Annotated in this window: 31 protein-coding genes, 1 pseudogene and 1 riboswitch; of the genes and pseudogenes, 13 read left to right on the top strand and 19 right to left on the bottom strand. The window is 37.0% G+C overall.

Annotation, left to right across the window (positions count from 1 at the left end; translation table 11 throughout):
• Window positions 1-18: 18 nt before the first annotated feature.
• Window positions 19-1203 (bottom strand): acetyl-CoA C-acetyltransferase, encoded by a 1185-nt coding sequence (locus QUF91_RS07355; RefSeq protein WP_285394481.1) that lies wholly within the window; start codon window positions 1201-1203, stop codon window positions 19-21.
• Window positions 1204-1420: 217 nt separating this feature from the next.
• On the opposite strand from QUF91_RS07355, the gene QUF91_RS07350 reads away from it, so the two are divergent.
• Complete coding sequence (locus QUF91_RS07350; RefSeq protein WP_289417293.1) at window positions 1421-2392, top strand: alpha/beta hydrolase; 972 nt, start codon at window positions 1421-1423, stop codon at window positions 2390-2392.
• Between the two features lie 50 nt (window positions 2393-2442).
• On the opposite strand, the gene QUF91_RS07345 is transcribed toward QUF91_RS07350, so the two are convergent.
• The 3 genes from QUF91_RS07345 to sirA all read right to left on the bottom strand — a co-directional run bounded on the left by QUF91_RS07345 (window position 2443) and on the right by sirA (window position 3812).
• Entirely contained in the window at window positions 2443-2913 is a 471-nt protein-coding gene (locus tag QUF91_RS07345) for an S-ribosylhomocysteine lyase (protein ID WP_289417292.1), read from the bottom strand.
• Window positions 2914-3067: 154 nt separating this feature from the next.
• Window positions 3068-3286, bottom strand: a complete 219-nt coding sequence (locus QUF91_RS07340; RefSeq protein WP_068983024.1) for a YneF family protein — start codon at window positions 3284-3286, stop codon at window positions 3068-3070.
• 100 nt (window positions 3287-3386) lie between these two features.
• Window positions 3387-3812: a sporulation inhibitor of replication protein SirA gene (gene sirA, locus QUF91_RS07335; RefSeq protein WP_053594363.1), complete on the bottom strand. Its 426-nt coding sequence runs from the start codon at window positions 3810-3812 to the stop codon at window positions 3387-3389.
• A 309-nt stretch (window positions 3813-4121) separates the two neighbouring features.
• Here sirA and QUF91_RS07330 point away from each other — a divergent pair, with 309 nt between their 5' ends.
• From QUF91_RS07330 to QUF91_RS07305, 6 genes are all read left to right on the top strand, one after another.
• Entirely contained in the window at window positions 4122-4475 is a 354-nt protein-coding gene (locus tag QUF91_RS07330) for a lmo0954 family membrane protein (RefSeq protein WP_285394485.1), read from the top strand.
• Window positions 4476-4490: 15 nt separating this feature from the next.
• Window positions 4491-5129 (top strand): PspA/IM30 family protein, encoded by a 639-nt coding sequence (locus tag QUF91_RS07325; RefSeq protein WP_289417289.1) that lies wholly within the window; start codon window positions 4491-4493, stop codon window positions 5127-5129.
• A 111-nt stretch (window positions 5130-5240) separates the two neighbouring features.
• Window positions 5241-5924 carry a cell wall-active antibiotics response protein LiaF gene (gene liaF, locus QUF91_RS07320; RefSeq protein WP_289417288.1) on the top strand — a complete coding sequence of 228 codons (684 nt, stop codon included), beginning with the start codon at window positions 5241-5243 and terminating at the stop codon, window positions 5922-5924.
• Window positions 5921-6958: a sensor histidine kinase gene (locus QUF91_RS07315; RefSeq protein ID WP_285394489.1), complete on the top strand. Its 1038-nt coding sequence runs from the start codon at window positions 5921-5923 to the stop codon at window positions 6956-6958. Before liaF ends, QUF91_RS07315 begins: the two co-directional genes overlap by 4 nt.
• Window positions 6933-7565, top strand: a complete 633-nt coding sequence (locus QUF91_RS07310) for a response regulator transcription factor (RefSeq protein ID WP_285394490.1) — start codon at window positions 6933-6935, stop codon at window positions 7563-7565. The genes QUF91_RS07315 and QUF91_RS07310 overlap by 26 nt, the downstream gene beginning before the upstream one ends.
• Before the next feature lie 76 nt (window positions 7566-7641).
• Window positions 7642-8007: a hypothetical protein gene (locus QUF91_RS07305; RefSeq protein ID WP_289417286.1), complete on the top strand. Its 366-nt coding sequence runs from the start codon at window positions 7642-7644 to the stop codon at window positions 8005-8007.
• Window positions 8008-8090: 83 nt separating this feature from the next.
• On the opposite strand, the gene QUF91_RS07300 is transcribed toward QUF91_RS07305, so the two are convergent.
• Both QUF91_RS07300 and QUF91_RS07295 read right to left on the bottom strand, forming a co-directional pair.
• Window positions 8091-8750 (bottom strand): HAD family hydrolase, encoded by a 660-nt coding sequence (locus tag QUF91_RS07300; protein WP_285394493.1) that lies wholly within the window; start codon window positions 8748-8750, stop codon window positions 8091-8093.
• 13 nt (window positions 8751-8763) lie between these two features.
• The gene (locus QUF91_RS07295) at window positions 8764-9753 is read right to left on the bottom strand and encodes a serine hydrolase domain-containing protein (RefSeq protein WP_289417285.1); all 990 of its coding nucleotides are present in this window, start codon (window positions 9751-9753) and stop codon (window positions 8764-8766) included.
• Window positions 9754-9886: 133 nt separating this feature from the next.
• On the opposite strand from QUF91_RS07295, the gene QUF91_RS07290 reads away from it, so the two are divergent.
• A complete protein-coding gene (locus QUF91_RS07290) occupies window positions 9887-10234 on the top strand; it encodes a hypothetical protein (protein WP_285394496.1) in 348 nt (115 codons plus the stop codon).
• Between the two features lie 30 nt (window positions 10235-10264).
• Here the strand turns inward: QUF91_RS07290 and tkt are convergent, their stop codons facing one another.
• The 4 genes and pseudogenes from tkt to QUF91_RS07270 form a co-directional block, all read right to left on the bottom strand.
• The gene (tkt, locus tag QUF91_RS07285; protein WP_285394497.1) at window positions 10265-12259 is read right to left on the bottom strand and encodes a transketolase; all 1995 of its coding nucleotides are present in this window, start codon (window positions 12257-12259) and stop codon (window positions 10265-10267) included.
• 126 nt (window positions 12260-12385) lie between these two features.
• The gene (locus tag QUF91_RS07280; RefSeq protein ID WP_285394498.1) at window positions 12386-12619 is read right to left on the bottom strand and encodes a DUF896 domain-containing protein; all 234 of its coding nucleotides are present in this window, start codon (window positions 12617-12619) and stop codon (window positions 12386-12388) included.
• Between the two features lie 616 nt (window positions 12620-13235).
• Window positions 13236-13574 (bottom strand): annotated as a pseudogene (locus QUF91_RS07275) (metal ABC transporter permease); the annotation flags it as partial.
• A 58-nt stretch (window positions 13575-13632) separates the two neighbouring features.
• A complete protein-coding gene (locus tag QUF91_RS07270) occupies window positions 13633-14256 on the bottom strand; it encodes a CPBP family intramembrane glutamic endopeptidase (RefSeq protein WP_289417284.1) in 624 nt (207 codons plus the stop codon).
• Window positions 14257-14437: 181 nt separating this feature from the next.
• Between QUF91_RS07270 and QUF91_RS07265 the strand changes: the two genes are divergently transcribed.
• The 3 genes from QUF91_RS07265 (at window position 14438) to QUF91_RS07255 (ending at window position 16005) form a co-directional block, all read left to right on the top strand.
• The gene (locus QUF91_RS07265) at window positions 14438-14890 is read left to right on the top strand and encodes a LytTR family DNA-binding domain-containing protein (RefSeq protein ID WP_289417283.1); all 453 of its coding nucleotides are present in this window, start codon (window positions 14438-14440) and stop codon (window positions 14888-14890) included.
• Between the two features lie 5 nt (window positions 14891-14895).
• A complete protein-coding gene (locus QUF91_RS07260) occupies window positions 14896-15333 on the top strand; it encodes a DUF3021 domain-containing protein (protein WP_289417281.1) in 438 nt (145 codons plus the stop codon).
• A 165-nt stretch (window positions 15334-15498) separates the two neighbouring features.
• Window positions 15499-16005, top strand: coding sequence for a GNAT family N-acetyltransferase (locus QUF91_RS07255; protein WP_289417280.1), 507 nt, complete (start codon window positions 15499-15501; stop codon window positions 16003-16005).
• 132 nt (window positions 16006-16137) lie between these two features.
• Here the strand turns inward: QUF91_RS07255 and QUF91_RS07250 are convergent, their stop codons facing one another.
• Both QUF91_RS07250 and yneA read right to left on the bottom strand, forming a co-directional pair.
• Entirely contained in the window at window positions 16138-16800 is a 663-nt protein-coding gene (locus QUF91_RS07250; protein WP_285394504.1) for a YneB family resolvase-like protein, read from the bottom strand.
• Window positions 16797-17111, bottom strand: coding sequence for a cell division suppressor protein YneA (gene yneA, locus QUF91_RS07245; protein WP_285394505.1), 315 nt, complete (start codon window positions 17109-17111; stop codon window positions 16797-16799). Before yneA ends, QUF91_RS07250 begins: the two co-directional genes overlap by 4 nt.
• A 161-nt stretch (window positions 17112-17272) precedes the next feature.
• On the opposite strand from yneA, the gene lexA reads away from it, so the two are divergent.
• A complete protein-coding gene (gene lexA, locus QUF91_RS07240) occupies window positions 17273-17890 on the top strand; it encodes a transcriptional repressor LexA (RefSeq protein ID WP_285394507.1) in 618 nt (205 codons plus the stop codon).
• Between the two features lie 244 nt (window positions 17891-18134).
• Here lexA and QUF91_RS07235 read toward each other — a convergent pair whose 3' ends face one another.
• The 4 genes from QUF91_RS07235 to QUF91_RS07220 all read right to left on the bottom strand — a co-directional run bounded on the left by QUF91_RS07235 (window position 18135) and on the right by QUF91_RS07220 (window position 22441).
• On the bottom strand, window positions 18135-18857 hold the full coding sequence (locus QUF91_RS07235; RefSeq protein WP_285394508.1) for a gamma-glutamyl-gamma-aminobutyrate hydrolase family protein: 723 nt from the start codon (window positions 18855-18857) through the stop codon (window positions 18135-18137).
• Window positions 18858-18891: 34 nt separating this feature from the next.
• Complete coding sequence (locus tag QUF91_RS07230) at window positions 18892-19644, bottom strand: prepilin peptidase (RefSeq protein WP_285394509.1); 753 nt, start codon at window positions 19642-19644, stop codon at window positions 18892-18894.
• A 336-nt stretch (window positions 19645-19980) separates the two neighbouring features.
• Window positions 19981-22098 carry a DUF2339 domain-containing protein gene (locus tag QUF91_RS07225; RefSeq protein ID WP_289417279.1) on the bottom strand — a complete coding sequence of 706 codons (2118 nt, stop codon included), beginning with the start codon at window positions 22096-22098 and terminating at the stop codon, window positions 19981-19983.
• A 91-nt stretch (window positions 22099-22189) separates the two neighbouring features.
• Window positions 22190-22441: a phage holin gene (locus QUF91_RS07220; RefSeq protein WP_285394511.1), complete on the bottom strand. Its 252-nt coding sequence runs from the start codon at window positions 22439-22441 to the stop codon at window positions 22190-22192.
• Between the two features lie 327 nt (window positions 22442-22768).
• Here QUF91_RS07220 and QUF91_RS07215 point away from each other — a divergent pair, with 327 nt between their 5' ends.
• Window positions 22769-23770, top strand: coding sequence for an acyltransferase family protein (locus QUF91_RS07215; protein ID WP_289417278.1), 1002 nt, complete (start codon window positions 22769-22771; stop codon window positions 23768-23770).
• On the opposite strand, the gene QUF91_RS07210 is transcribed toward QUF91_RS07215, so the two are convergent.
• The 3 genes from QUF91_RS07210 to QUF91_RS07200 all read right to left on the bottom strand — a co-directional run bounded on the left by QUF91_RS07210 (window position 23764) and on the right by QUF91_RS07200 (window position 25864).
• Window positions 23764-24399 (bottom strand): queuosine precursor transporter, encoded by a 636-nt coding sequence (locus QUF91_RS07210; RefSeq protein WP_285394513.1) that lies wholly within the window; start codon window positions 24397-24399, stop codon window positions 23764-23766. The genes QUF91_RS07215 and QUF91_RS07210 overlap by 7 nt on opposite strands.
• Window positions 24399-24899, bottom strand: a complete 501-nt coding sequence (gene queF, locus QUF91_RS07205) for a preQ(1) synthase (RefSeq protein WP_285394514.1) — start codon at window positions 24897-24899, stop codon at window positions 24399-24401. The genes QUF91_RS07210 and queF overlap by 1 nt, the downstream gene beginning before the upstream one ends.
• A 97-nt stretch (window positions 24900-24996) precedes the next feature.
• Window positions 24997-25043: riboswitch (PreQ1 riboswitch) on the bottom strand.
• Window positions 25044-25306: 263 nt separating this feature from the next.
• Complete coding sequence (locus QUF91_RS07200) at window positions 25307-25864, bottom strand: hypothetical protein (RefSeq protein ID WP_289417277.1); 558 nt, start codon at window positions 25862-25864, stop codon at window positions 25307-25309.
• Window positions 25865-25974 lie beyond the last annotated feature (110 nt).

Raw genomic sequence — 25974 nt, 5'->3', positions numbered from 1 at the left:
TTCACCTTCTTATCGACTTCACGGGCGCTTGATAACTGTTGCTACGCCTTGCCCTCCACCGATACATAGTGTTGCGAGACCTGTTTTTGCATCACGCTTTTCCATCTCATGTAAAAGCGTTACTAAAATACGTGCTCCACTTGCACCAATTGGGTGACCAAGAGCGATTGCTCCCCCGTTGACATTTAGTTTATCATGATTAAAGCCTAGTTCGCGATCTACAGCAATAGATTGAGCTGCAAATGCTTCATTTGCTTCAATTAAATCTATATTTTCTAACGTCACATCAGCCTTTGCCAATGCTTTCTTTACTGCCGTTACAGGACCAGTTCCCATAATAGCTGGGTCAACACCCGCGCTTGCATTCGCTGTAATTAATGCCATTGGTTGAATGCCGAGCTCTTCCGCTTTTTCTTTCGACATCACAACAACAGCTGCTGCACCATCGTTAATGCCAGATGCATTTGCTGCTGTCACAGAGCCTTCCTTTTTAAAGGCAGGACGTAGTTTAGATAGAGACTCAGCTGTAACGCCTTGACGCGGGAATTCATCTTTTTCGAAAACAATAGGATCTCCCTTGCGCTGAGGAATTTCAACTGCTACGATTTCATCATTAAACTTCCCTGCTGCAATCGCCGCTTCCGCACGCTGTTGTGAACGTGCTGCAAAAGCGTCTTGTTCTTCTCGAGAAACCTCATAGGCATCACATAAATTTTCTGCTGTCATACCCATATGATAATCATTAAATGCACACCACAATCCGTCATGAATCATCGTATCGACTACCTTTTGATCCCCCATGCGGAAGCCTTCTCGTGCATTTTTTAATACATACGGTGCTTGGCTCATATTTTCAAAGCCACCTGCAACGATAATATCCGCATCACCTGCTAAAATAGCCTGTGACGCTAAGTGAACTGCTTTTAGTCCTGAGCCACATACTTTATTAATCGTTAACGCAGATACTTCATGTGGTAAGCCTGCTGTAATCGCTGCTTGACGAGCTGGATTTTGACCAAGTCCAGCCGATAAGACATTCCCCATAATGACCTCGTCGACTTGTTCACCTGCTACGCCAGCACGTGCTAATGCTTCTTTAATAACAATACTCCCTAATTTTGTCGCTGGTACGTCCTTTAATGTTCCTTGGAATGAACCAATAGCTGTACGTACAGCACTCACTATTACAACCTCTTTTGACATCACTTTTCTCCCCTTTTCCCCGTTCAAAATCAACACTGCATGCATATGCTACTAGCAGATATATATATTTTAACAAATATTTTGACGATTTTCGATAGATAGAAATAATCGCACTTTTGCCAAAGATATTGTAAAATGTTGACGTGTTTTAAACAATCTCAGTTGGGAACATTACAAGTAAGAAAAATGGATACACAGGACGTTGGAGGTGTTAATAATGAAAAAGAAAATGCTTTTATTTTCAGGTATAACGACGACGCTTGCCGCAGCAGCAACAGGTCTGTTTGGCTTCGCGCTTTCCAATAAATTAATGTACATTAAGCAAAAGGATCCTGAATTTGTTCGTGAACGCGAAACGACTGCTAAACGTTTTGATGAAGCTTGGTACAATAAAAATTTAAAATGCGAATTAAATATTGACTCTCCTAATGGTTATACGATTCGTGGTATTATGTTTCAACCATTAGAAACAAATAATACAATCATCATTTGCCACGGGGTAACAGAAAATAAAATCAACTCCGTTAAATATGCCCGACTTTTTGAACGACTTGGCTACAATTCCGTTATTTTTGATCATCGTAGACATGGGGAGACAGGTGGGAAAACAACTAGCTACGGCTATTATGAAAAAAATGACCTTGACGCAGTTGTTAAAACTGTAAAAGCTATGATTGGGGAAAACGCCATTCTTGGTATTCATGGTGAATCGATGGGTGCCGCAACAATGCTACTATATGCAGGAACTGTAGAGGACGGTGCGGATTTCTATATTTCTGATTGTGCGTTTTCTGACTTTTCAATGCTGCTTAAACAAATTGCGAAGACAGAATTTAAATATGGCTCGATTATTCCAATTCGATTTGCAGATTTCTTTGTCCGCTTGCGTGACGGCTATTCCTTTAAAAGTGTGACACCTGCTGAGGCTGTGACAAATATTGAAAAACCCGTGCTCTTTATCCATAGTATTCCAGATACATTTATTCCGGCTTCCATGTCACTGGACTTATACCATAAAAAGACTGGACCAAAGAAACTGAAACTATTTGATAACGGTGCCCATGCACAGTCCTTTAATGAAAATATGGCTGAATACGAGGATTTAATTCATGACTTTTTAGAAAATTTTATCTATCAAAAAATCAGTCGTGATTCTTCTTCGTCCAATGTCATTCCATTTCATTTTTAGAGCATACGAAAAACCTTGCGAGCAATGACGCAAGGTTTTTCCAATTGTTTTTATTCTGCAAAAACGATATGCCATTCATCACGTTTCGCTAAAAATTCTTTGGCCAACGCTTGTGCACCTTCCAGACTATGGCTCGCCGCCCACCCGCATTGAACTTCATTGCACGCAGGTACTGCAGTGGCTTTTGTTACGTCCGCAAATGTTTTTTCCAAAATATTCAATAGATCTTCATAATCATCGTGATTTATAAGCGATACATAGAAGCCTGTTTGGCAACCCATTGGACTGAAATCGACAATATGATCAGAGTAATTACGGATAATATCAGCCGATAAATGCTCTAAGGAATGTAATGCAGGCATTTCCATATGCTCTTTATTGGGCTGTTTAAAGCGAATATCATATTTGTATACTTCATCGCCATTTTTTCCTGTTTTCACACCTGCTAATCGTACATACGGTGCTTTTACTTTCGTATGATCTAAATCAAAGCTTTCAACATTTGTTTTTTCTTTCTGCAATGCACACAACTCCTTTATTTAGATTATTTCCATTATAACGAGTTTTCCGATAGAATTGTATGATTTTTGCGAATTATTTAAATGGTTCGTAAATTTAAAAATGCAAAAAAACAACTAGCCAAGGCTTGGACTAGTTGCTCTTTAAAAATTCCTACTATTTTTGGAATTTATTCATTTGTGTCATCATTTGACGTACTTGCTTTTCAGACGGCGTACGACCCATTTGCGCCATCATCATACGAATCATTTGTTCGTTAATTGGTGGGTTTTCTTTTAAATATTTCATCATAGCTTTACGTGCGAAATAGAAACCAAGTGCTGCGCCCGCTGCTAACGCGATAATTACAATAATAATCCAGCCCCATGTAGGCATACAACCAACCTCCTCCACTACAATATACCGAGAAAAAAACTCTCCACGCTCCATTATACACCAAATTTTAGCGTGTTACTATATATTGTAGCGAAATTTCCTAATGCATTGTATACTTCATCGGCTTTAACCACCCACACTCATTATCTTGTTTATTAAAAGCAATAAAACGCTCGCTCATTTTCGCAAGCATCTGAAATAGATCTAAATCGAGCATGCGTGATCCTTCACAATAGACACAAATTTTGCGTTCCACTAAATAAATAGCCATCTTTCCCTTTATAGGATGTTCTAAAAATAAAGCATTACGAGCCCTCTCTAAATGTGCATACTTGGAATCAAGTTGCGCCTCTAGCATAGCAGCAATCTCATCGAAGCGAACGGTTTCACATATATATGCAAGCTCTTTTAAGGATTTCTCGTTAGCATCTTCACAGCCTTGCATCATTTCTAATAACTTTCGCTCTCTGCCAAAAATAAACGTTAAATGCTCTTCTTTTATTTTATATATGGAATAGGTTCTCACTAGAAATCCTCCTTCGCTCATTTCTTTTTCATAAGTATAGCTCATCCAAACTCTTTAATTTGTCAAACGAAGGAGGCCTTCATCTTCTATTTTTGTCGAAAACTTTCTACTTTCGGTTCTATCAATTACTTTATGGCATAATGAGTCCCATTAGACATCACATGTTCTATTTCCCTGAATTTGAACCTCTTTTATAGCAGCTTAGAATATACTCAGCCTCAAGACCTAGAGCAAAATCAATTTCCAGTCCGTTTTAGAAGAGCTTTCTAATAGGTAAAATAAAAGTACAAACGAAAGGAGCTAGAACATATGAGAAAATTTCTTTTATTTACAGGAGGCTTTATCGCAGCATGTGTTGCACTTGCTTTAGTTGGACCACTAGCAGGTTTACTATTTTCTGGTTTATTTGTAGCGCTTGGCATGCACTTCTACATTGCAAGCAAGTCAACATTCGGCAAAATCATTTGGTTTACAGTTGGTCTGATGGGTGTTCTATCAGCAATATCTAATATCCCAGCTATGGTTGGTTTAGCGGCAATCGCTATCATCTATGTTATCTGCAAAAAATGGAATAACGAAGATGTAAAAATTCCAACGATTGAAGCTAAAGAAGAAGATCCGTTTACAAACTTTGAAAAAGAATGGTCAAACTTAACAAAATAAAAGGAGCGAATTTAAATGAACTTATTTCAACGTTTTAAATATACAATAGAGGCAGATTTACATCATGTATTTGATAAGAAGGAACAAAAAAATCCAATTGCGATGTTAAACCAATACATTCGTGAGGCAGAAAAACAAACAGAGCAAACAGGAAAATTATTAGAGCGTCAAGGTCAGCTAAAAGAAAAACTAGAGCAGGAGTTTAAGCAAAACGCAGATTTACTTGCAAAACGTGAGTCTCAATTAAAATTAGCGACTACTAGCGGTGAGCAAGATTTAATCGACTTCGCAACTGACGAAGTAGCTGCTTACACAGCACGTAACAACACATTACAAGCTAGTATTGAAGCAAGCACACGCGAATACTTTGAGCTTGAGCGCAAATTCGAAACAATGAAGCACAAAATTAAAGACATGAAAGTGCGTCAATTACAGCTTATGGGCAAAGAAAACGTGACACGTGCGCACCATCAAATGGACGGCATGATTGCTAAAAATAATAAAACGAACTTCGAGGATTTAGAATCTTATATCGATAAGCTTGCTTACCAAATCGACAAAGATCATGAAGTAACATCTTTCGAGACTCGTCTTGCACAGTTAGAAAAAAATGCAGAAGAAGAAAGCGCACCACTGCTAATTGAAAATAAATAACATGTTATAATGAAAGAAATGCGCCATATTTAGAGGCGCATTCTTTCACGTTTTGATATAGAGGGACCCATTCCCTCTCTTATACTCTTAGTAGAAAGAAGGGTGACCCTCTTGCAAAATTTCACAACTAATAAGCTCACATTTTGGGTACTGTGCTTCTTTTTACTCGTTTTTGTGGAGCTCACAATTTTTAACAACGGTGGTGCCTTTTGTTTATTGATTGGAGCAGGACTGCTTTATTTAAGTTTCTCAAAAAAAGTTCGTTTCTTTAAATGGACGGGGATTTTCTTTATCTCAATCGCACTCTTTACAATGTGGAGTTTACGCTTCTTTATCGTCATTATTCTCTTATATATGCTCTATCAATACTTGCAAAGAGAAAACGAACCAAAAGTTGTTGGTTTGGAGCTTTTCGAAAAGCTTCCCGCTACAAAAAACGAATTATTCGGTACAATGCCTGCACCTGTAGAAGCCTATAAATGGCAAGATGTACAAATCCAGCGACTTGCCGGTGACATTACGATTGATACAACACAAACTATTTTACCAGCTGGCACAAGTCTCATTACGATTCGCCAAGGTATCGGTAAGGTGCAAGTTTATATTCCATACGAAATTCCATTCCGTTTACAATACACAACATTGTTTGGTGAATTGCAATGTCTACATGTTGGACCACAACGCATACTCAATGAAAGTGTAAGTTTCTCAGATGGAAACCCCGAAGATGCGAAGCGTACATTAGTTATACATGTTGCAACATGGCTCGGGGACTTGGAGGTGCTACGTAAATGATTGCCTTTATCTCAAGATTATTTACGCTATTTTTCATTTTATTGAGTGCTGCATTTGGACTCCTTGTCGCTCTCTGGGGCGAGCCGAATGAAAAAATATGGGGGCCATTATGGCAGCAGAATTATAATAATATACCACTTGGCGGTTATATTGCCATCTGTCTTTTTGCGATTAGTTTACTGATTGCAAGCTGGATTAGTATGACTGCCCGCGCAAGAGAAGCTCAGGCAACCCGCATTGTGAAGCAATTAGTTGAACCTGATTTTGTATTGCCTAAAAAGCAGCCTTTACCAAAACCTTTGAAAAAAGCTTTAGTTCAAACAAGCGAGTTAATCGACACTCAACGAAAAAGCTTACAGCGCTTATCGAATGAACGTGCAGAAGCTAACGATAAAATTATTCAAGAACGAATTATTGCTGAACGACAACGCCTTGCTCGTGAGCTTCATGATTCTGTATCGCAGCAATTATTCGCAGCTTCGATGTTACTTTCCGCTTTAACGGAAACTGATGAAAATGCAACAAGCCTAAAGCAGGTCGAAAAAATTGTGCAACAGGCACAGCTTGAAATGCGCGCATTATTATTACATTTACGACCTGTAGCTTTGCATAATAAAACACTTGCACAAGGTCTTGAGGAGCTAATTATTGAGCTGCAACAAAAAGTATTTTTTCATATTGAATATGAGCTTGAGGAAATGGCGTTATCTAAAGCGGAGGAAGATCATTTATTCCGTATTGCACAGGAAGCGTTATCGAACACACTACGCCATGCCAAAGCGAGCGAAGTTGAATTACTGCTCGTTGCACGCGATGATTTAGCGATTTTACGTATTCAGGACAATGGCCTCGGCTTTGATGTCGAAGCCGATAAATCTACTTCTTATGGACTGCAAAATATCGCTGAACGTGCTGTAGAGATTGGCTGCACATACAAAATTGTATCTGTGCCTGGTGAAGGTACAATTGTAGAGGTAAAAATTCCACTACTTAAGGAGGAAGAAGTGAATGATTCAAGTGTTAATAGTGGATGACCACGAAATGGTGCGTATCGGTGTTTCTGCCTATTTATCAGCACAACCAGATATTACTGTCGTGGGTGAAGCTGAAAATGGTAAAGAGGCAGTAGAACGTGCTCTTGCCCTACGTCCAGACATTATTTTAATGGATAATGTCATGCCAATCATGACAGGAGCTGAGGCGACAGCTGAAATTTTAGCTGCCTGGCCAGAGGCAAAAATTATGATGGTTACAAGTTTTCTAGATGACGACAAAGTCTATCCTGCATTAGAGGCTGGTGCTGTCAGCTATATTTTAAAAACGTCAAATGCAAAGCAAATAGCTGATGCCATTCGCAAAACGATGGGTGGCGAAACTGTTTTAGAGCCAGAAGTAACATCAAAAATGATGCATCGCATGCGCCATGGCAATAGCACCCCACTTTACGAGCAGCTTACCGATCGTGAAATGGAAGTATTACTGCTTATGGCTAAGGGCAAAGCGAATCAGGAAATCGCCGATGACCTATACATTGCCTTAAAGACTGTAAAAACACATGTCAGCAATATTTTAGCGAAGCTTGATGTTCAAGATCGCACACAAGCTGTAGTCTATGCTTTTCAAAATGGGCTAGCGAAGTAAATTTTTAGTGTACTGCTACATTTGATGTGTATGATTTATCAGCGTTATCAGAGATTCTGCTAGGGTATCAGCGGTTTTGGCACTTTTATCAGCGATTCTTCCTAGGTTATCAGCGATTTTGGCACTTTTATCAGCGATTCTTCCTGAGTTATCAGCGATTTTGGCACTTTTATCAGCGATTCTTCCTAGGTTATCAGCGGTTTCTGCTCTTTTATCAGCGATTCTTCCTGAGTTATCAGCGATATTTGCACTTTTATCAGCGATTCTTCCTGAGTTATCAGCGATATTTGCACTTTTATCAGCGATTCTTCCTGAGTTATCAGCGATATTTGCACTTTTATCAGCGATTCTTCCTGAGTTATCAGCGATTTTGGCACTTTTATCAGCGATTCTTCCTGAGTTATCAGCGATTTTTGGTACTTTTATCAGCGATTCTTCCTAGGTTATCAGCGGTTTCTTCACTTTTATCAGCGATTCAAAAAAAATACGAAACTGCATTTTTAGACAATGCAGTTTCGTATTTTTTTAACCTAATCTATTAATAATTTCTTTAAGCTCATTTACACTGTTAACTATGTATGTTGCTTTCGCATCAGTTAGTTCTTCAAGCGAGCCATAGCCATATGTCACACCGATTGAAGCAATTTGATTTTCATGTGCCCCAATGATATCGTATTTTCGATCTCCAATCATTATAAATTGATCGATATTCACTTCATTAAAATGTTCGCGTACAAATGCGATTATTTCTCCTTTTGCTGAACGAGTACCATCTAGATTACTACCTGCGACAAAGTCAAAAAATTGTTCAAGATTGAAATATCGTAAAATTTGTTCAGCAAATACGGTTGGCTTAGATGTCGCAATTGCTAATATGTATCCCTGCTCCTTTAAATTTGCTAACAAGGCTGGGATATTTTCGTACAGTTTATTCTCAAACATCCCTCTTTCCGTGAATCGTTCTCGGTAATCGCTAATAGCTTGCTTAATTTGCGCATCATTAAATCCATAAATTTCATGAAAAGATACTTGTAATGGTGGTCCTATAAAACTTTCAAGTTCATCTAAATTACTTACTTCGATACCTGCCTTTTGTAATGCGTATTGAACCGATTTCGTTATCCCTATTTTCGGATCAGATAATGTTCCGTCTAAATCAAATAAAACAACGCTATATTTTTTCATAACTAGCTCTCCTTTAATTGTTAAAGTATTGATATACTGTTGAACCAAAATCGTGAATATCTTTGATGTAATCAAACCCTTCTGGTGAACCAAAGCTATTAAACCCTCGAACTGCTACAATATTTTCTTCCGGAATTACCAATAATGCAACACTTGTATAACCAAGTAGTTGAAAACTCCCTCTTGGTAATAATGGACTTATTTCTGTAATCCCTTCTCTCTGTTGAGGCTGAATAAACCAGAAAAAGCCGTTAGTTGGCAAGTTTTTTGGTTTAGAATCCGGGGATTGAATTGTCGTTAATAACTGTATGATTTCTTCAGGTATCATTTGTTTCCCATGTATTTTCCCTTTATCAAGATGCACTTGCCCCCACTTAGCTAGCTCTCTTAATGAGCAATACATATTCATTTTGCTGCCATCACATACATCACTTTCATACCAAAACGGACTATCATTATGTATTACTTCTATATGCTGTTCGGTTTTTTCACTGAACCAATTTGTTTCAGTAAAAGACAATATCTGAAATATTTGCTCATCTACAATTTCTGCAATAGTTTTTCCAGTTACTTTTATTATAACTTTGGCAAGTAAATCTATATTGATATCTCGATATGCCCAATTACAGCCTGCTTTAAATTCTCTAATTATTTTTTCATTTTGCCAACGTAAACCGTGTGTATGTGTTAGTAAATGTCTAATTGAAACGTCCCCAAAAATTTCTTCATTCCCCAAATAATCACTTAGTTTATCATCTATCGAGGCAATACAGTTATGATAAATCGCATATGCTACAGCAAAACCAACATAACTCTTACGAACAGAAGCAAGATGAAAAAGAGTATGTGGTCCAACCTTTTTTTCTCCTTTTTGTTGTCCTTGTACACCAAAATATTCTTCTAGTACGGTTTGACCATGTTTATTAATAATAACTCCGCCACCTGTACAATCTAATTCTGAGAAAGTTTTCTTTACTTGTGCAAGTATAGTTTGTAGCTTCATCTTAAATACCCCTTGTCTACTCTATAAATACTCATTACTATAGTATATCAAATGGAAATTAATACTATATAAGTTTTTTAATCCACGTAACCTTTTATTACCAAAAACGTTATTATTTTTAAGGAGGGGTTGTGTGGATACTCGATTTACTTATAAGCATTTCGTAAATGAAAATACGTTTTCACTTCTTGATCCGATTTTTGAAGCTACTCTACTTTTCGCTGTTTTACTACTTATTATTGTGATTATAAAAAAAGTATCTATTTGGTTTTGTTTACTTTTTGCAAGCCTATCAGTCATTGTCACTGGTCAGCTTCTTTGGTTTAGTGGGATTATTGTTGAAGAGCTAAACATTGGAGGAAGTTCCAAGGACTTTTACTATTTTGTTGCTATACTCCTCATTCATTGTGCAGCAATTTGGATTTCTTTAATGAAGTCTTCTAAACGTGAAAAAATACCGCAGCACTCAGTGGAGATTTAATTCCCACTGAGTATTGCGGCATTTTATTAATTATAGAGCTTTTACTTTCGCTACAACATTTTCTACTGTGAATCCGTATTTTTCCATTACTAATTCACCTGGTGCAGAAGCGCCGAACTTGTCAATTGCAAGAACGTCCCCTTGAAAACCAGTGTATTTATGCCAGCCGAATGACGCGCCCATTTCAATTGCAAGACGTTTTGTTACAGCTTTTGGAAGAACAGATTCTTTGTAAGCTGCGTCTTGTTTTTCGAAGCGATCCATAGATGGCATTGAAACAACTGCCACATCCATGCCTTCCGCTTTTAGTGCTTTTTGTGCTTCAACTGCAAGTGAAACCTCAGAGCCTGTTGCAATTAAAATGGCATCTGCCACTTCTTTTGTAGCAGGAGATACTGTATAAGCACCTTTTGTAACACCTTCACGTACTGTATCAATAGATGCGTCAAGAACAGGTAAGTTTTGACGAGATAATACTAAAACAGTTGGTGTTTTTTCAGATGCTACTGCCAGCTCCCATGCAACTGCTGATTCATTTGCATCAGCTGGACGAACAACAGATAAATTTGGCATTGCACGTAAAGATGCAAGGTGTTCGATTGGTTCATGCGTTGGACCATCTTCCCCTACAGCAATTGAGTCATGTGTAAATACATAAGTAACAGGAAGACCCATTAATGCAGAAAGACGTACAGCTGGACGAACATAATCAGAGAATACGAAGAATGTACCACCGAATACGTTTAGACCACCGTGAAGTGCCATACCGTTCATAGCAGCACCCATTGCAAATTCACGTACACCGAACCAAATATTACGGCCAGCATAATCATCTGCAGAGAAATCTCCAGCGTCTTTCATCGTTGTTTTGTTTGAGCCAGCCAGGTCAGCTGAACCACCGAAGAATGATGGTGTTTTCTTCGCAATTGCATTGATTGCATCTCCAGAAGAAGAACGAGTTGCTACTGATTTACCTACTTCATAAACTGGTAATTCTGAAGCGAAATCTTCCGGTAATTGACCATTCATCGCGTTTTCAAATTGCGCTGCTAATTCTGGGAACTCTTGCTTATATGCTTCAAACTTAGCATTCCAAGCTTCTTCTGGTTGTGCTCCTTGAGCTTCAGCAGCAGTATTAAATGTATCGTATACTTCAGCAGGAATTTGGAATGGCTCGTGCGCCCATTCATAAGTTGCTTTTGTTAAAACGACCTCATCTTGACCTAGTGGTGCACCGTGAGAAGCAGCTTTACCTGATTTATTTGGTGAACCAAAACCGATAACAGTTTTCACTTCGATAAGTGTTGGCTTGCCAGTTGATTTTTTAGCTTCTTCGATAGCTGCGTTAATTGCTTCAACATCTGTACCATCAGCAACTTTTAAATAGTTCCAGCCATAAGATTCAAAACGTTTTTGTACGTTTTCTGAGAATGACTTTTCTAAGTCACCATCTAAAGAAATATCATTAGAATCGTAAAGCACGATTAATTTTTCAAGCTTTAAGTGACCTGCTAAAGAGATAGCCTCAGCTGCCACACCTTCCATTAAATCGCCATCGCCACAAAGTGCGAATGTATAGTGATCAACGATGTCATGTCCTGGTTTATTGTAAGTAGCTGCTAAATGACGTTCAGCCATTGCCATACCAACTGTCATAGCAATACCTTGACCTAGAGGACCTGTTGTTGCCTCTACCCCAACAGTATGACCATATTCAGGATGTCCTGGAGTTAATGAATCCCATTGACGGAAGTTTTGAATTTCTTCCATTGGTAAGCCGTAGCCACCAAGATGAAGTAGGCTATATAGAAGCATAGAGCCGTGACCTGCAGAAAGTACAAAACGATCGCGGTTATACCATTTTGGATTTGCCGGATTATGGCGAAGTTGTTTTGTCCAAAGCGTATAAGCCATTGGCGCTGCCCCCATCGGTAAACCTGGGTGACCTGAATTTGCTTTTTCAATTGCATCGATTGACAAAGTTCGGATAGCATTAATCGCTAGTTGATCCGCATGTTGAGTCATTATGTTGTGACATCCTTTCTCGTCCTATATATTGTTCTTCTACAGTTTAGTCAACATTGCTTCAGAAAACAATGTTTTTGTTATACTATTAACGTTTTATTACATACTTTATGGAAATGTGTCACATTAATTTAGAAATTTATTTTTTTTCGCTTGTTTTACTTTTTCTGGTGTTACATCATTTCCTTCAGGATCTACCACTTTGACGTTTTCAATTGTATCACGCATCGTTGCTCTAAATGTATCTAGATATTCCTTACGAAGCGCTGTTCGTTCTTTAGCTTCTGCCTCTGTTAATGTACCATTTTTAGACTTAGCAGAAAGTTCATTGATTCGGTTAATTTTTTCCTTTGATAACATAGTTACACACCTTTCAGTACATATTTTAATGAATATGGTATGCAAAGTATAGCATGTATTCCCTTAAAATGCAGTTATACCAACCTTTCTAGCATCAGTTTATTCTTAAAGATACTACAAGGCAATGAATGAAAAAGTATGTTTTTGGGGCTAATTGGAACTGTTGCTGAATTAATAGCTGTTTCATTAATGTTTAAAATACTTTTTTATTAAACAAAAACCACCCATCACGGAGTATTCATTTTTATGGATTATTTAACGAAAGCACCAGATAGTTTTTAATCCCATTATTGCTTATAAATGAAGAAAATATTTTATATAGGAGCATTGTCTACATTAATACTAACTGCATGTAGTGAGGATGAAGCTGTGTCTAAAGAAGAAGCTCCAGCTAGTGAGCAAAAAGAAGCTAAAGAAAAAACTGTAAATACTTATACTGATGAGGATTCTGAGAAAAAAATCTATCGATGAAGCAGCTAAGGAGCTTCATACAAAATATAGACCGTATGATGAATAAACAAAAAAACAAGCACCCACTTTTTAACGGGCGCCTGGTCAATTATTTTATATGGTTAACACGCTGTTGATTTCTTTTCCATCAAACGATGTTTCTATTTTACATAATTTCTAATTTACTTACGAGTGATTTTCTTCGACGCTCGGCGATTTTTTGACCTACTACTGTTGTTTCCATCATCCCTGCAATGGACGTATCCCAAAGCTTCGCTAAATAATAACCTATTACCGAAGCTGAAGCCCCAAACAGCATGCTATACAAAAACATTTGTTTAATCGTTTTGCTTATTAAATAGGAAGTAGCAGCTGGCCCTATTAACATAGCGACAACTAAAATCGCACCAACACTATCAAATGCAGCAACAGTTGTAAAGGAAATCGTTGTCATGAAGCCATAATGTAGAAAAATAACAGGAATGCCGATAGAGGCGGCATAAACTAGGATTCGATAACTTTCTATACTGATCTACTAACCTTCCCCTTACCAATAGGACAAATTACTTTAGTTTACTATCCCATTTTCCAGATACAGCAGATAACATTAACCATGGTTCAATCACCATATTAATTAACATATGAGCTACGATTGGAGCGAAGGTACTTCTTCCAGTCATAATATAAAGCATCGCGAGAAGACTTCCTAAAATTGTAGTAGATAGTATAACAGGTAAGGCAATCTTCCAATCCCCTCTCAAAAGTACCCATACACCGTGAGCAATTCCAAATACTATCCCAGAAATTAGTATTTGCTTTAAATCTGAAAATGCATTCGTTAATAAGTATTCCATAAGTAAATGTCTAAAAATCACTTCTTCTACGATCCCCGTCACAATAGCGATCCTTATACCGATTACTTTTAGCCAAGACATAGTAAATACATGTGCTTTTACAAAAGGTAATGCAATAATTGTATAGGCAATGTATCCCACTACAATAAAAGCAGTAAAAATCCAAATAAATATGTTTGAAAACACATCTCTCTTATAACCAATTAGATTTTCAATAAAACCTTCAGGATTATTGAAAAACCAAAAAATTATACTGGCTGTCAGCATCGTTGCAATAGTTATTAATATCCAACCAGTTTTATTTCTTTCACTTGAAGTAGTTAACTCACTCATAATAGCCCTAGCCTCCTAATCATGAACTTCCAAATACTTGTTTTCTGAACTCAATATAACGAATGAAAAATATGCCAACAACACGTTTGGAGTAACATGTCGTTATGGTTGTGTAAGATGCCTTTTCCAAAGAATAACCTGCATTTTCCAAAATGCTGTATATGCTATAATTTTTTGAGAGGTGATAAATCTGAAAATAGAAATAAAAATAGATTCAGAGTATGAAGAGCCACATGTAACAATATATACAGCTGAACTTACGCCTACGATACAAGCTGCTATTTCTTTATTACAACAAGAAAAAGAAGAGCAAATTTTAACAGGAATCGCAAATAATAAAACATATATCATTGATCCAAATTCAATAATTGTTATTCGAACGGAAGGAAGAGAATTAGCTTTATATGATGAAGATGATCATCGTCTTATTTTGAGTAAACCTTTATATGAATTAGAGCGACAATTAGGGAGTAATTTTATACGGATTTCTAAATCAGCCATTATAAATCTCACAAAAATTAAAAATATTGAAGCTTCATTTAATGGAACAATGGAAATTGAGCTAGTTTTGGGAATTAAAGAAGTGATTTCTCGCAATTATCGAAAGCAATTTAAAAAGCGTTTGGGGGTCTAGGATAGATGCATTTTTTAAAAAATGTCGCATTTGGTGTAAGTATGGGCTGTACAGTTTTTGTTTTTATTAATCTTTTAGGTTATTGGACTCTTGGAAATATTTTTTTGGAAGCTGTTATGGCTAATTTTACACAACACGTTTTAGGTTCAATTATTGTAGGAATTGCTTGTGCATTACCTTCATATTTCTATCAAGTGGAACGTTTAACATTTTTACAACAAATAGCTATCCATTTTGCAATTTCTGTAAGTACATTTATTGTTGTTGCTTTATTTTTAAATTGGCTCCCAACATCATCTATCGGAATGACTATGTTCATGTTATTGCTTGGTGTTTTACTTTTCACTCTTATTTGGCTGCTATTTTATGTTTATAACCTATCTGAAGCGAAAAAAATGAATAATAAAATTGATGAGCTGATAAATAAGGATAATGCCCAATAATATTTTTATAAATCCGATCGATTCAAAACTCCTCCCATCATAGCCTCAAATGCTCCAAATAAACATTTACAATAAATACCACATAATACATGATTTTTTGAAGTCAGAAGTGTAAACTAATTTATAGGGGTCAAAAGATCAATTTACGCTTGGGGGAAAATGAAATTGTTTATTAAAACGAAAAGATTAATTATAAGAGAATTTGAGGTTCAAGATTGGCAAGCTGTCTATGAATATACTTCAGATTCAAATGTGATGAAATACATTCCAGAGGGAGTTTTTAATGAGGAGGAAGCAAGAAAGTTTGTTTCAGAAAATAGCGGTGATAAAGCAAAATACTTCCCTGTTGTTTTACTAAATAACAATATTGTCATTGGTCATATTGTTTTCCATCCATGTTTTGGTGACCATACGTATGAAATTGGTTGGGTATTTAATCCGAACTATTACAATAATGGATATGCCTCTGAAGCTGCAGAAGCTGTACTGGACTATGGATTCAAGGAAATGAAGCTTCATAGAATTATTGCAACATGCCAGCCAGAAAATATCGGATCCTATCGAGTGATGGAAAAAATCGGCATGAGACGCGAAGGTTATTTTAAAAAATGTATTCCTAACGGAGATGAGTGGTGGGATGAATACTACTATGCTGTCTTAGATGAGGAATGAGCATAACTAGTTCTTTATACTATAGTTAATAGATTATGGTGGAATCCGCCACTTCTCTGCATTACCTCAATCTTAGCTATTTAAAGTAAAAATCAGTGGGATGACTAAGCTCCCACTGATTGATACGTCACTTTATTTGCTATTAATCTCTTGATGTTCCCGATATCTCCTATGGACAGTTGCTTTGCTTACATCAAAGCCTAGACCTCTTAGTGTTACGGCAATTTCCTCAAAAGTGAAGCCTCGGTTACGTAGCTTAATAATCTCTTCTACAGGTACATCCTTACGTTCTTGACCATTAGGATTTCCACGATTTGATAAATTGTTTTCAGGACGATAGCCATTTTCAACGGCACGACGCATGCCACGACGTATTTTAGCATTATGAATTCTGCGTTGGTACTCCTCTACGATCGCTAAAATTTCTAGGAGCATCGTATCCATTTCATTTAATTGTACAGGGCCCTCGTCTCGCATAGAAAAAACATCCGTTTCAGTTTTTTGTAATAAATGCAATACTGCCATTCTAGCATTTCCACGTCCTAAGCGTGTCTCATCCTGTACAAATAATGCTTTAACTTCTTTTTCTTTAATAAAGTCGAGCATTTCAAGTAAGCCATCACGTTCCACATCATAGCCACTATGCTTATCCCTAAAAACGTTCTTCACTTCGTAGCCCTGCTCTTTAGCATAGCGCATCAACTCCTCTTGTTGACGTTCAAGCGAGGAACTTTGTGTCTCTTTTTCTGTACTCACACGGCAATAGACAACAGCCGATTGTAGTGTATTTATCATTTTTCATTTCTCGCAATTTCAATTGAATTTATGGGTTTGGACTGGTCACCCACTACTGGAATCACTAGGGATTTACCTGCAATAATATCAACGTTTGATAATTCATTTTCTGCTTTCACAAGCTTAATCCAATCATCCGTTTTCATTTTACCAGAGTATTGTTCAGCTAACGACCATAAACTATCACCATGTTCGATTTCAATTTCAGTGTAAGTAACATTGCCTGGATCTGTTATAAAAAGATATGCTGCAAATAGTAGACTTGCCCCTAATAAAGTAGTAATATGTGGATTTTTCTTTAACCAGTTCATAATCATAACCCCTTTTAGAATATTTGTTCGGAATATATGTTCTCATAATAATGCGAACAAACGTTTTTGTCAAACACTTTTCGAACCTATGTTTGCTTAAGTGTTCGCATTCTGTTATACTACTAATAAGTAGAATGATTAGAAAAAAGAGGTGAGCAATCATGAAAAAAGTTTCGAAAAGACAAGAAGCCATATTAGAGTTCATCAAAGAAGAAGTGCGCACAAAGGGGTATCCACCATCAGTACGTGAGATTGGTGAAGCAGTTGGACTTGCTTCAAGCTCAACAGTTCATGGACATTTAGCTCGTTTAGAACAAAAGGGCTTCATTCGTCGAGACCCAACTAAACCACGGGCTATTGAAATCCTAGAGCCAGAGGATTCTATTCAAAAGCAACATGTTATACATGTCCCACTTGTTGGGAAGGTTACAGCAGGTTCTCCGATAACTGCTATTGAAAATATCGATGAGTATTTCCCACTTCCAGATATTTATGGTACAAGTGAAGATCAGTTATTTATGCTAGAAATTATGGGTGAATCAATGATTGAAGCTGGCATCTTAGATGGAGATTTAGTCATTGTTAAACAAAGAGCAACGGCTAATAATGGTGATATTGTCGTAGCAATGACTGCAGAGGATGAAGCCACTGTAAAGCGTTTCTTCAAGGAAAAAAATCATTTTCGTTTACAGCCTGAAAACGCAACAATGGAGCCGATTATCGTAGACCAAGTTTCTATTTTGGGGCAAGTTGTTGGTCTCTATCGTCGTGTACACTAAAAGCATCTCCATTTTCAAGTATTAAAAGAGGATTTTATGTTCATAAAAGAGCATATACCTCTTTTTCTTATCCATTTTTTTAATGGAACAAAACTAAAAAAGAATCCACTTTAAAATGGATTCCTTACTCTTTGCAATATCTTTAGTTAAGCCTATCCCCATAATGTAGTGTTGATTTCTTCTTGGCGTAATTGCGTTCGGATTTTGAATTGTACCCGCAAATTCATTCCTTCAATATAAAGCTTTATGCCTCTACCTTGAATTTCAAGCTTGCCTTTACAAATGCAGAGAATAATTTCTTCGATGCTTCATCTCCTGCCATAGCTAGCTCTTCTGGATGCCACTGTACGCCCAAACAAAATGGTAAATCTTCGTGTACTACCGCTTCAACGATACCATCGCTTGATTTTGCCACCACTTTCAATTTTTCCGCTACTATATTTAAGGCCTGATGATGAAATGAATTCACAGCAATTTTCTCTTCCTCAATAATCGTTGTTAATAAAGTATCAGGTGTAACATGAACATAATGTGTAGCAACGCCTCGAGCCGCTTGTTGCATGTGCTTTAATAATTTACGACTATGATATTCGCTCTCAATATCCTGATAGATCGTACCTCCAAACGCAACATTGAGCATTTGAATCCCTCGACAGATACCAAAAATCGGCATTTTCCGAATATAGGCCGCTTCAATTAAGGCAAGCTCCACTGAATCTCTTTCCGGATGAACTTTCCCTAATTTTGGTGTAGGTTCTGCACCAAAGCGAAATGGATGCACATCATGTCCACCCGAAAGTAATAATCCGTCTGTCAATGATAAAATTTGTGCTACATCCTCTTCTACGCCAAGCGGAATTATAAGTGGAATACCGCCAGCTTCAATGACACTTTTGCTGTAGGCGGCATTCAATCTTGAGGACAAATCATCCTCCGCAAAGGCCGTTATACCAATAACTGATTTCACATTATCCCCTCCAAAAATCCACAAAATTTACTACTTACCAAAATTCAAGATACCAATTCATCAACGCAGCTCCATAAAAATAGACAATGATAGCTGCTAGCGCAATAGATGGTCCAAATGGTATAGGCGTTTTCCTTCCCTGCCCGCGTACCTTTAACACCACTATCCCAACAATCATGCCAATCACGGCTGCTAAAAATAGTGTCAGAAGTGTATGTATTGTGCCAAGTACGAGACCAAGTAAAAAGAATAATTTAATATCGCCCCCGCCCATACCACCTCTTGATAAGGCAGCAATACTATATAATATGCCAAAACCTACGACAGCACCAACGAAACTATCCCACCACGGAGACAAAGGCGATATTAAGCGTCCAATAATTAGTAATGGTAAAAAGAATAAAAGTATTTTATCGGGAATAAGCATATACGCAAAATCCGATACGACAATAATCACTAATAATGAAATCAATAATAGTGCTACGAAAAATTCTATACTAAAGCCTAATTTCCAATAAGCCAAGGCAAATAATATGCCTGTTATAAGTTCCATCAACGGGTAAATCCAAGAAATTTTTTGACCACAGCTACGGCATTTCCCACCTAAAAATACGTAAGACAAAACAGGTACCAAATCAAGCGCGGTCAACTGTCTCTTACAATGAGTGCAATGCGAGGGTGGACGGACAATGGACTCCTTTAATGGTACTCGTAAGCCAACTACATTAAAAAAAGAGCCAAGAACGAACCCAAAAAGTAAAACGATAATTGTATAAGCCATCTCCATTTTTAAGTCCTCCTATACCAATAGACGCCCATACATTTGAAGTATGCGCGCCATCTAAATTATTGTTGTCCTTCTAAAACAGTTCCTGTTCTTCTAGTATTGATAAAGTTAATTATATCAGTTTTCATCACACGCTCCACGCTCTAATTTTTCGATTTCTTATCCGCCGGAGGTTTTAGGCCAACACTCAGTCGTTGCCATAGGACGTGGCGTTCTTTGACTGAGTTCCTCTATTTCAGCGGATGTTTGGTACACCCGCTTTCTAACAACTTCACATATTCATAATGAAAATAGCCTATTAGAAAATGCTTCTAACAGGCTATTTTTCCATCTCTATTATTTTTTCAACAACCGTCCCGACAGTAGCAACCCAATTCCACCAACCGTTATAAACAGTATTGCTCTGATTAGTAAATCAAGGGCTGACAAATCGAAGAATATAAGCTTTATAAAAGCAAAAACTAAGATGATAAAGCCAGTTATGCGTAGTACTCGTAAGTGACGAGCTGAGCTAAGCCATAGCGAAACGCTTGCTGTAAGGAATAATGTGATAGTAGAGAGCGCAATACTTAGCTTCCAATCAAGTATACTGTTGTATGAAAGCTGGAATAGTATACTCCTAACAACTAACATCGTAAGCACTACGCCTGTAGTTACAATTGGGTCTAAAAGTTTCTCCATTTGACCTTGATAGATTTGATAAATGCGCCCCTTCATTAGTAAATCGACGGTAATTGCTACGATAACAGCAAGATACACGATTTTTGTCACTATATTTAACCATTCGATACCATGCATATTGTACGGCATAGCTGTAAGCATTAGTGTGAATAGAAGGAAAAATACACTAAGGGCTGGCGTTAATGCACGCCCTTTATATTTTATTGGTACTAGAAGCGATCCGACAAATAATAAAGCGAGAACTATACACGTCAGATGCGTAATATTACTAACACCTGCAAAATACGTGACATCAATCTTTCCAATATAAGCTAAGAAATAACCAGTTGTGATAACAGCTAACATATCGATCACATACATATCTTTCATAAACTGTTCAAATACAGTCAGTGTTTCTTTTGGACGTCTCGCATATATATAAATAATCAGGAGATATATTCCAGGCATTATCAAACTCGCATGACCTATGCTGAAAAAAGGTGATGGCTCATGAATAATAAAGCTTAAAGAGAGTGCAATCATAAATAAGAATGAGCTGATAACCTTCATCATATTTGCTCGTAAACGTAAACTCATCATAACGCCTGCAAAGGTAATGAACGGGATCAATAAATGATCTACTTTCCCTGGTAAATTCATAACTAGTAGCGTATTAAATAGTGTAATAAATGCGAGTGTTACGGCACTATCAAATGCCTCCTGCCATTTTTGCTTATAGCCATAACCCGCTAAAACTGCAAATAAGCCAACTAACACGAGTAATAATGCTTCGCCATGCTCAATGGGGCTAATGATAAAGTTCATGAGCAGTAAACTAAATACTCCAAGACTAAATTTGAATCCAACATGAATATATTTCCACGAAGACTCTACATCATATAAACGGCACCAGCTCGTGTAAAAAATAGATAGAACAACAAGCAAACCTATTGCAAAAACAGCTTGATTGTCATCATTCATAAACGCTTCAATGCTGATAGCTAACACAGAGAAAAAGGTTGCAATATATAATGCCCATCTTTGCTTGTGTTGATAGATGACAAACTGTAGCATCGTAAACAGTACGATTACATAAATTAAGATAATAACAGGACTAAAATCCATATATTCTAGTAAATAAGGTAGTAATAGTGAGGTGAACGCTACAAATACTGTTAGTACCTCATTTTTCTTTAAATAGCTTATAGCAATACCATAACCAATATAAACAACGGCAATAATAAGTGCCGACGTTAAACCTATGATTTCATATAATATCGCACTTGCAGCTGTTGTTAATATTCCAACAATAAATGCCCCGCCGTATAAAGAAATTGTTATGGCTGGTGATCCTACTTTTCTATGCTCCAACACATAAGCTATTGCAGCTAAGGCAAGCGATAATGCATAGGCGAGGATGATTTTAACTTCGTTCGATAAATAGCCATAATCACTCACAAGCTTGAGACCCCAAAGCACCCCCATCACTAAAATTACCATAAATACTTTTGGTAATGCCCACATAATTCGCTCCTCTAGCGTTCGCTGTGGCTGTACCTTTTTTTCTGGAGCTTGCATTGTTTTGGGCTTTGGATTCGGATCTGGCTTTGGAATCGAATTTGGCTTTAGGTTTTGCGCTGGTTTTGGCGTAGATTGCTCAATTATGGATTTTTCGACATTCAGTGTACTTGCTTTTCCAACAGATTGTTGACGCTTTAAGTCCTCTAACTCCTGCCGTAAATCCATCATTTCGTGCTCGAGTTTAGCAATCCTCTGCTCCATTTCAAGCGACATTCAATCATCCTCCCCACTTTGTTATTTTTTCAATATTATAACATATTTCTTGTTGTTGTAAAATTACACTTTTGATTTATTTTTACCTTCTTTATCTAGGTCTTCGATACATTAAAGCACGTTCACTATCACTGGTTCCCCGTGTAGTCGGATCTACGACAACCCCCATTAAAACGAAAATTGATAAAACGGTATTTAAGATGGTTGTTAGCTGTTCACTCATCGCACTCATTAAATCATAGCCAAATATAGCTGCTACTTGTTGTGCGAGTAAAAAAATCAATGAAAATAGAGACAGTAAAAATGGTTTATGCATAAGACGGATCTTCCAGTTAATTCTCATAAACGCTCACCTCCCCCCTTCTCACCCACAGTATATGCTCCGTGATTGCATGGCACATATGCAATCACGGAGCTATAGACATGGAATTGGAGGGATTTTTTTTAATATTTTTTGATGTAAGAGTTTCATCAAAGATTGTCTTTATTCCCACTGAGATTACCCGTGAAAAGTGATATTCTCACCTATAAAATACTCATATGATATAAGGTAAAAATTTTCAATCTTATAAATCAATGAGTTTTACTACGAATGCGATACTCATATAAATAGTTAGGGTCAATCTTGCTAATTGTTGCATTCAAATTTGCGGAAATGTGGGTGATAGAAATGGTGTATGAGTGGAATGTTTTGAGGGCAATTGCCTGCTTATCTATTGTATTATTACACGCTACAACTAATACGGAAATTATTAACGGGTATATCGAAAATCCGTACTATCAATTTTTTAGATTATTATTATGTTTCGCGACACCAACATTTATTTTACTATCTATTATTATTTTAGCAAAACGCTATCAAGTTGAGCTGCCTGCTAAATTTTTATGGCGGCGTTTCCAATTTGTTTATATTCCATTTGTTGCAGCTAGTGTTTTGTATGCAGTAAACGCATTACTTCATTATGATGAAAGCTTTTGGAATTCGCTGTATCGTCATATTGTTTTAGGAGATTTTTCTGGATGGTTTGTCATGACAATCTTCCAGTTATACATTCTGTTCTTTATCATAAAAAAATACCAGCTATCAAGCATATGGCTAACTCCAATTATGTTAGCACTCGGTATTATATATATGACTCTTGTAAAGTTGGATATTGAATTCTTTATAGAAAACGATAATCTTGTTCGTTTACTATTTGTTGGCTGGCTTCCTTATTTTGCAATTGCTTATTTAATCGGTATGCATTATCAATGGGTTGCATCGAATATTAGTAAGTACAAATTGGCTACGCTAGTTTTCGTTGTTCTTTCAACATCAATACTGGCTATAAACTATTATTTGGGTGCCACTGAAATTACTTCTAGACGATTAGATATGATGTTATTTATTATTTCAATAACTTTATGCATTTTAGCATTTGGTCAAATTGTTCCGAAGCTAAAAATCATTAATTTAGTAAGTCAATATTCATTTGGTATATTTTTGATTCATTGGCTTGTTCAAGAATATTTAGTTCCATATACGGCACAATTACCTACAACCTTTCTCCAAGTCCTCACTCTATTCCTATCGAGCTTGATTGTCTGTATGTTGATTATAAAACTCATTTCGTTTTTACCTTATAGTGCTTATCTAATTGGCAAGGCACACATCAAAAAGCCATCTCAGTAATGAGATGGCTCAAAGCTTTTGCGTTTATCAAATTTTCGCGCAACGTAAACTAGCCCATAAACAAGTGGCGTTGCTACAATCGACGCTAAAAATTTAAACATATACTGTGTTATAAACAACGTTAATAATACTTTAAATGGCATTACTCCATAAAAGGCTATCGTAATAAATAGTGCCGTATCGATGAGTTGGCTTACCATCGTAGACGCATTGTTTCGTAGCCAAAGCTTACCGTTGCCATGCTTTTCCTTAAATTTACTAAATATCATGACATCCAAATTTACACTAACCGTATACGCTACAAGGCTTGCAATAATGACACGCATGCTGCCACCAAGAATTATCTCAAACTCCTTCTGATGAGCAAAGGCTTGTGCAGGTGGTAGCGCAATGGCAATAGCAATAAAGCATGCCGCAAACACTTGCGCCATAAGCCCCGTTCTAACCGTTCGACTGCCCGCTTCCCTACCGTACACCTCACAAATTACATCAATAAGAGGATAGGTGAAAATAATAAGTATCGCTGCTGCCGGAAGTATCATCCATTCGCCTATACTAAACACTTTAACGGCTAAAACATTTGCCAAAATTAAAAAGCCAACAAACAACCCATTTAAATAATACAGCATCAACGATTATCCACCTTTTCAGGATACATGTCGTGGTTCATCAAACGATGCTCCGCCATTTTTTCATATTTTGTGCCTGGGCGTCCATAGTTACACCAAGGATCAATGGACAAGCCACCACGCGGCGTAAACTTACCCCATACCTCGATATAACGAGGCTCGATTAGCTTAATTAGATCATTCATGATGATGTTGACGCAGTCCTCATGAAAGTCACCGTGATTACGGAAGCTAAATAAATAGAGCTTTAGTGATTTACTCTCTACTAGCTTTTTATCTGGAATAAAAGAAATATACATTGTCGCAAAGTCAGGCTGCCCTGTCATTGGACAAAGACTTGTAAATTCTGGGCAATTAAATTTCACAAAAAAATCGTTTCCTGTATGCAAATTATCGACTGCTTCAAGCACTTCCGGTGAGTACTCAAATAAATACTTTGTGTTTTGGTTACCAAGGAGGGTTAAATCCTGTAAGCCTTGGTCATCTGTTCTACCTGCCATAAAAATGCCTCCTCAAGTTGTGAGAAGTCCATTATGCATGAAACCTAATAAAAAAAAATAGCCATATCCGCATTTTTGGGACATGGCGTAAATGACGTCATCCATAGTTTTTTATAGAGGGTATGCGCTATGAACCTCTTTCGTATTCGCTAGTTATCTTAACTTAATGAATGCATTCAGTCAACTAATTTTTTTCACATCATAAACATTTACAAAAATACCCTGACATTATATGGTTAGTTACATAAGTAATTAACCAAGGAGGTGGAGCCTGATTCATTCAACAATGGCGATCCGAAATGCCTCTGTCAATTCCGAATAATTCTAGAGGATACTCAAAAAAAAATGATGCCAAGTCCCAAATCAATTATGCCTCGGCATAAAGTTAAAGGACTTGGCATTTTTTATTAATCACGCTTATCTTCTTGCGTTGTATAGTCAATGGAATTAGCGATGTCAACTAAAACTTCAGGTGTCACCTTATTTGAAACTCTTTTATCAATCCACAGCATATATTGCCAATCTCCTCTTTCATAAGCAAGAACATTGAAACCCGAGATTTCCATATAGGTTGAAGTCGTCCCGTTTTTCAATCTGAATGTCTTTACTATATATTCCTTTTTAGACGGCAACTCAAAATGATTAGGACGAACAGTTATTTTATAATAATGCTCAGGAAGTTGATCGTTAACAAATGTGACTTCAAAAAAATCATTCATGTCACCATCCAGATTATTAAACCGACCAAAATGATGTGTAAAACTAATAGGAGGGACTCGAAGTGGTAGCTTTAGTTCTTGATGAAAGTGCCGTTCAAAATCGGAAGCAGCTGATTCAACCGTTTTATAGCCTATTTCAGGATAAATTTCTTCGTAAGGACTGAGCGAATCATTAATATAGGCATCACTTGGTTGGGAAAATAATAAATAACAGGAACTTAAGCAGAGAGAAAAAATTCTATCCATTTTATCACCCCTCGTATCACTTTAGGTGTAGTTTTTCCCAATTCAATGAATTTATGTGGTCCGTTGTATTATGTTCACTGTTATTTATTCATTTTTTTCACGACTAAGTC

Origin of the sequence: Lysinibacillus sp. G4S2 (genome assembly GCF_030348505.1) — a bacterium.
In the GTDB taxonomy this organism is placed as follows: Bacteria; Bacillota; Bacilli; order Bacillales_A; family Planococcaceae; genus Lysinibacillus.
This window is presented reverse-complemented; position numbering and strand designations above follow the sequence as displayed.

What these genes read in the sequence shown, in the direction of transcription:
- lexA (WP_285394507.1), top strand. Translation starts at nt 17,273, where the DNA reads ATGAAAAAAGTTTCGAAAAGACAAGAAGCCATATTAGAGTTCATCAAA.
- QUF91_RS07325 (WP_289417289.1), top strand. Translation starts at nt 4,491, where the DNA reads ATGAACTTATTTCAACGTTTTAAATATACAATAGAGGCAGATTTACAT.
- queF (WP_285394514.1), bottom strand. Translation starts at nt 24,899, where the DNA reads ATGGCAGGTAGAACAGATGACCAAGGCTTACAGGATTTAACCCTCCTT.
- QUF91_RS07280 (WP_285394498.1), bottom strand. Translation starts at nt 12,619, where the DNA reads ATGTTATCAAAGGAAAAAATTAACCGAATCAATGAACTTTCTGCTAAG.
- QUF91_RS07295 (WP_289417285.1), bottom strand. Translation starts at nt 9,753, where the DNA reads ATGAAGCTACAAACTATACTTGCACAAGTAAAGAAAACTTTCTCAGAA.
- QUF91_RS07210 (WP_285394513.1), bottom strand. Translation starts at nt 24,399, where the DNA reads ATGCTGTATTATTTAAATGGGTTGTTTGTTGGCTTTTTAATTTTGGCA.
- QUF91_RS07250 (WP_285394504.1), bottom strand. Translation starts at nt 16,800, where the DNA reads ATGATAAATACACTACAATCGGCTGTTGTCTATTGCCGTGTGAGTACA.
- QUF91_RS07355 (WP_285394481.1), bottom strand. Translation starts at nt 1,203, where the DNA reads ATGTCAAAAGAGGTTGTAATAGTGAGTGCTGTACGTACAGCTATTGGT.
- QUF91_RS07315 (WP_285394489.1), top strand. Translation starts at nt 5,921, where the DNA reads ATGATTGCCTTTATCTCAAGATTATTTACGCTATTTTTCATTTTATTG.
- QUF91_RS07310 (WP_285394490.1), top strand. Translation starts at nt 6,933, where the DNA reads ATGATTCAAGTGTTAATAGTGGATGACCACGAAATGGTGCGTATCGGT.
- QUF91_RS07220 (WP_285394511.1), bottom strand. Translation starts at nt 22,441, where the DNA reads ATGAGAATTAACTGGAAGATCCGTCTTATGCATAAACCATTTTTACTG.
- QUF91_RS07225 (WP_289417279.1), bottom strand. Translation starts at nt 22,098, where the DNA reads ATGTCGCTTGAAATGGAGCAGAGGATTGCTAAACTCGAGCACGAAATG.
- QUF91_RS07340 (WP_068983024.1), bottom strand. Translation starts at nt 3,286, where the DNA reads ATGCCTACATGGGGCTGGATTATTATTGTAATTATCGCGTTAGCAGCG.
- QUF91_RS07270 (WP_289417284.1), bottom strand. Translation starts at nt 14,256, where the DNA reads ATGAGTGAGTTAACTACTTCAAGTGAAAGAAATAAAACTGGTTGGATA.
- QUF91_RS07230 (WP_285394509.1), bottom strand. Translation starts at nt 19,644, where the DNA reads ATGGAGATGGCTTATACAATTATCGTTTTACTTTTTGGGTTCGTTCTT.
- QUF91_RS07215 (WP_289417278.1), top strand. Translation starts at nt 22,769, where the DNA reads ATGGTGTATGAGTGGAATGTTTTGAGGGCAATTGCCTGCTTATCTATT.
- QUF91_RS07300 (WP_285394493.1), bottom strand. Translation starts at nt 8,750, where the DNA reads ATGAAAAAATATAGCGTTGTTTTATTTGATTTAGACGGAACATTATCT.
- QUF91_RS07260 (WP_289417281.1), top strand. Translation starts at nt 14,896, where the DNA reads ATGCATTTTTTAAAAAATGTCGCATTTGGTGTAAGTATGGGCTGTACA.
- QUF91_RS07200 (WP_289417277.1), bottom strand. Translation starts at nt 25,864, where the DNA reads ATGGATAGAATTTTTTCTCTCTGCTTAAGTTCCTGTTATTTATTATTT.
- QUF91_RS07350 (WP_289417293.1), top strand. Translation starts at nt 1,421, where the DNA reads ATGAAAAAGAAAATGCTTTTATTTTCAGGTATAACGACGACGCTTGCC.
- yneA (WP_285394505.1), bottom strand. Translation starts at nt 17,111, where the DNA reads ATGAACTGGTTAAAGAAAAATCCACATATTACTACTTTATTAGGGGCA.
- tkt (WP_285394497.1), bottom strand. Translation starts at nt 12,259, where the DNA reads ATGACTCAACATGCGGATCAACTAGCGATTAATGCTATCCGAACTTTG.
- QUF91_RS07330 (WP_285394485.1), top strand. Translation starts at nt 4,122, where the DNA reads ATGAGAAAATTTCTTTTATTTACAGGAGGCTTTATCGCAGCATGTGTT.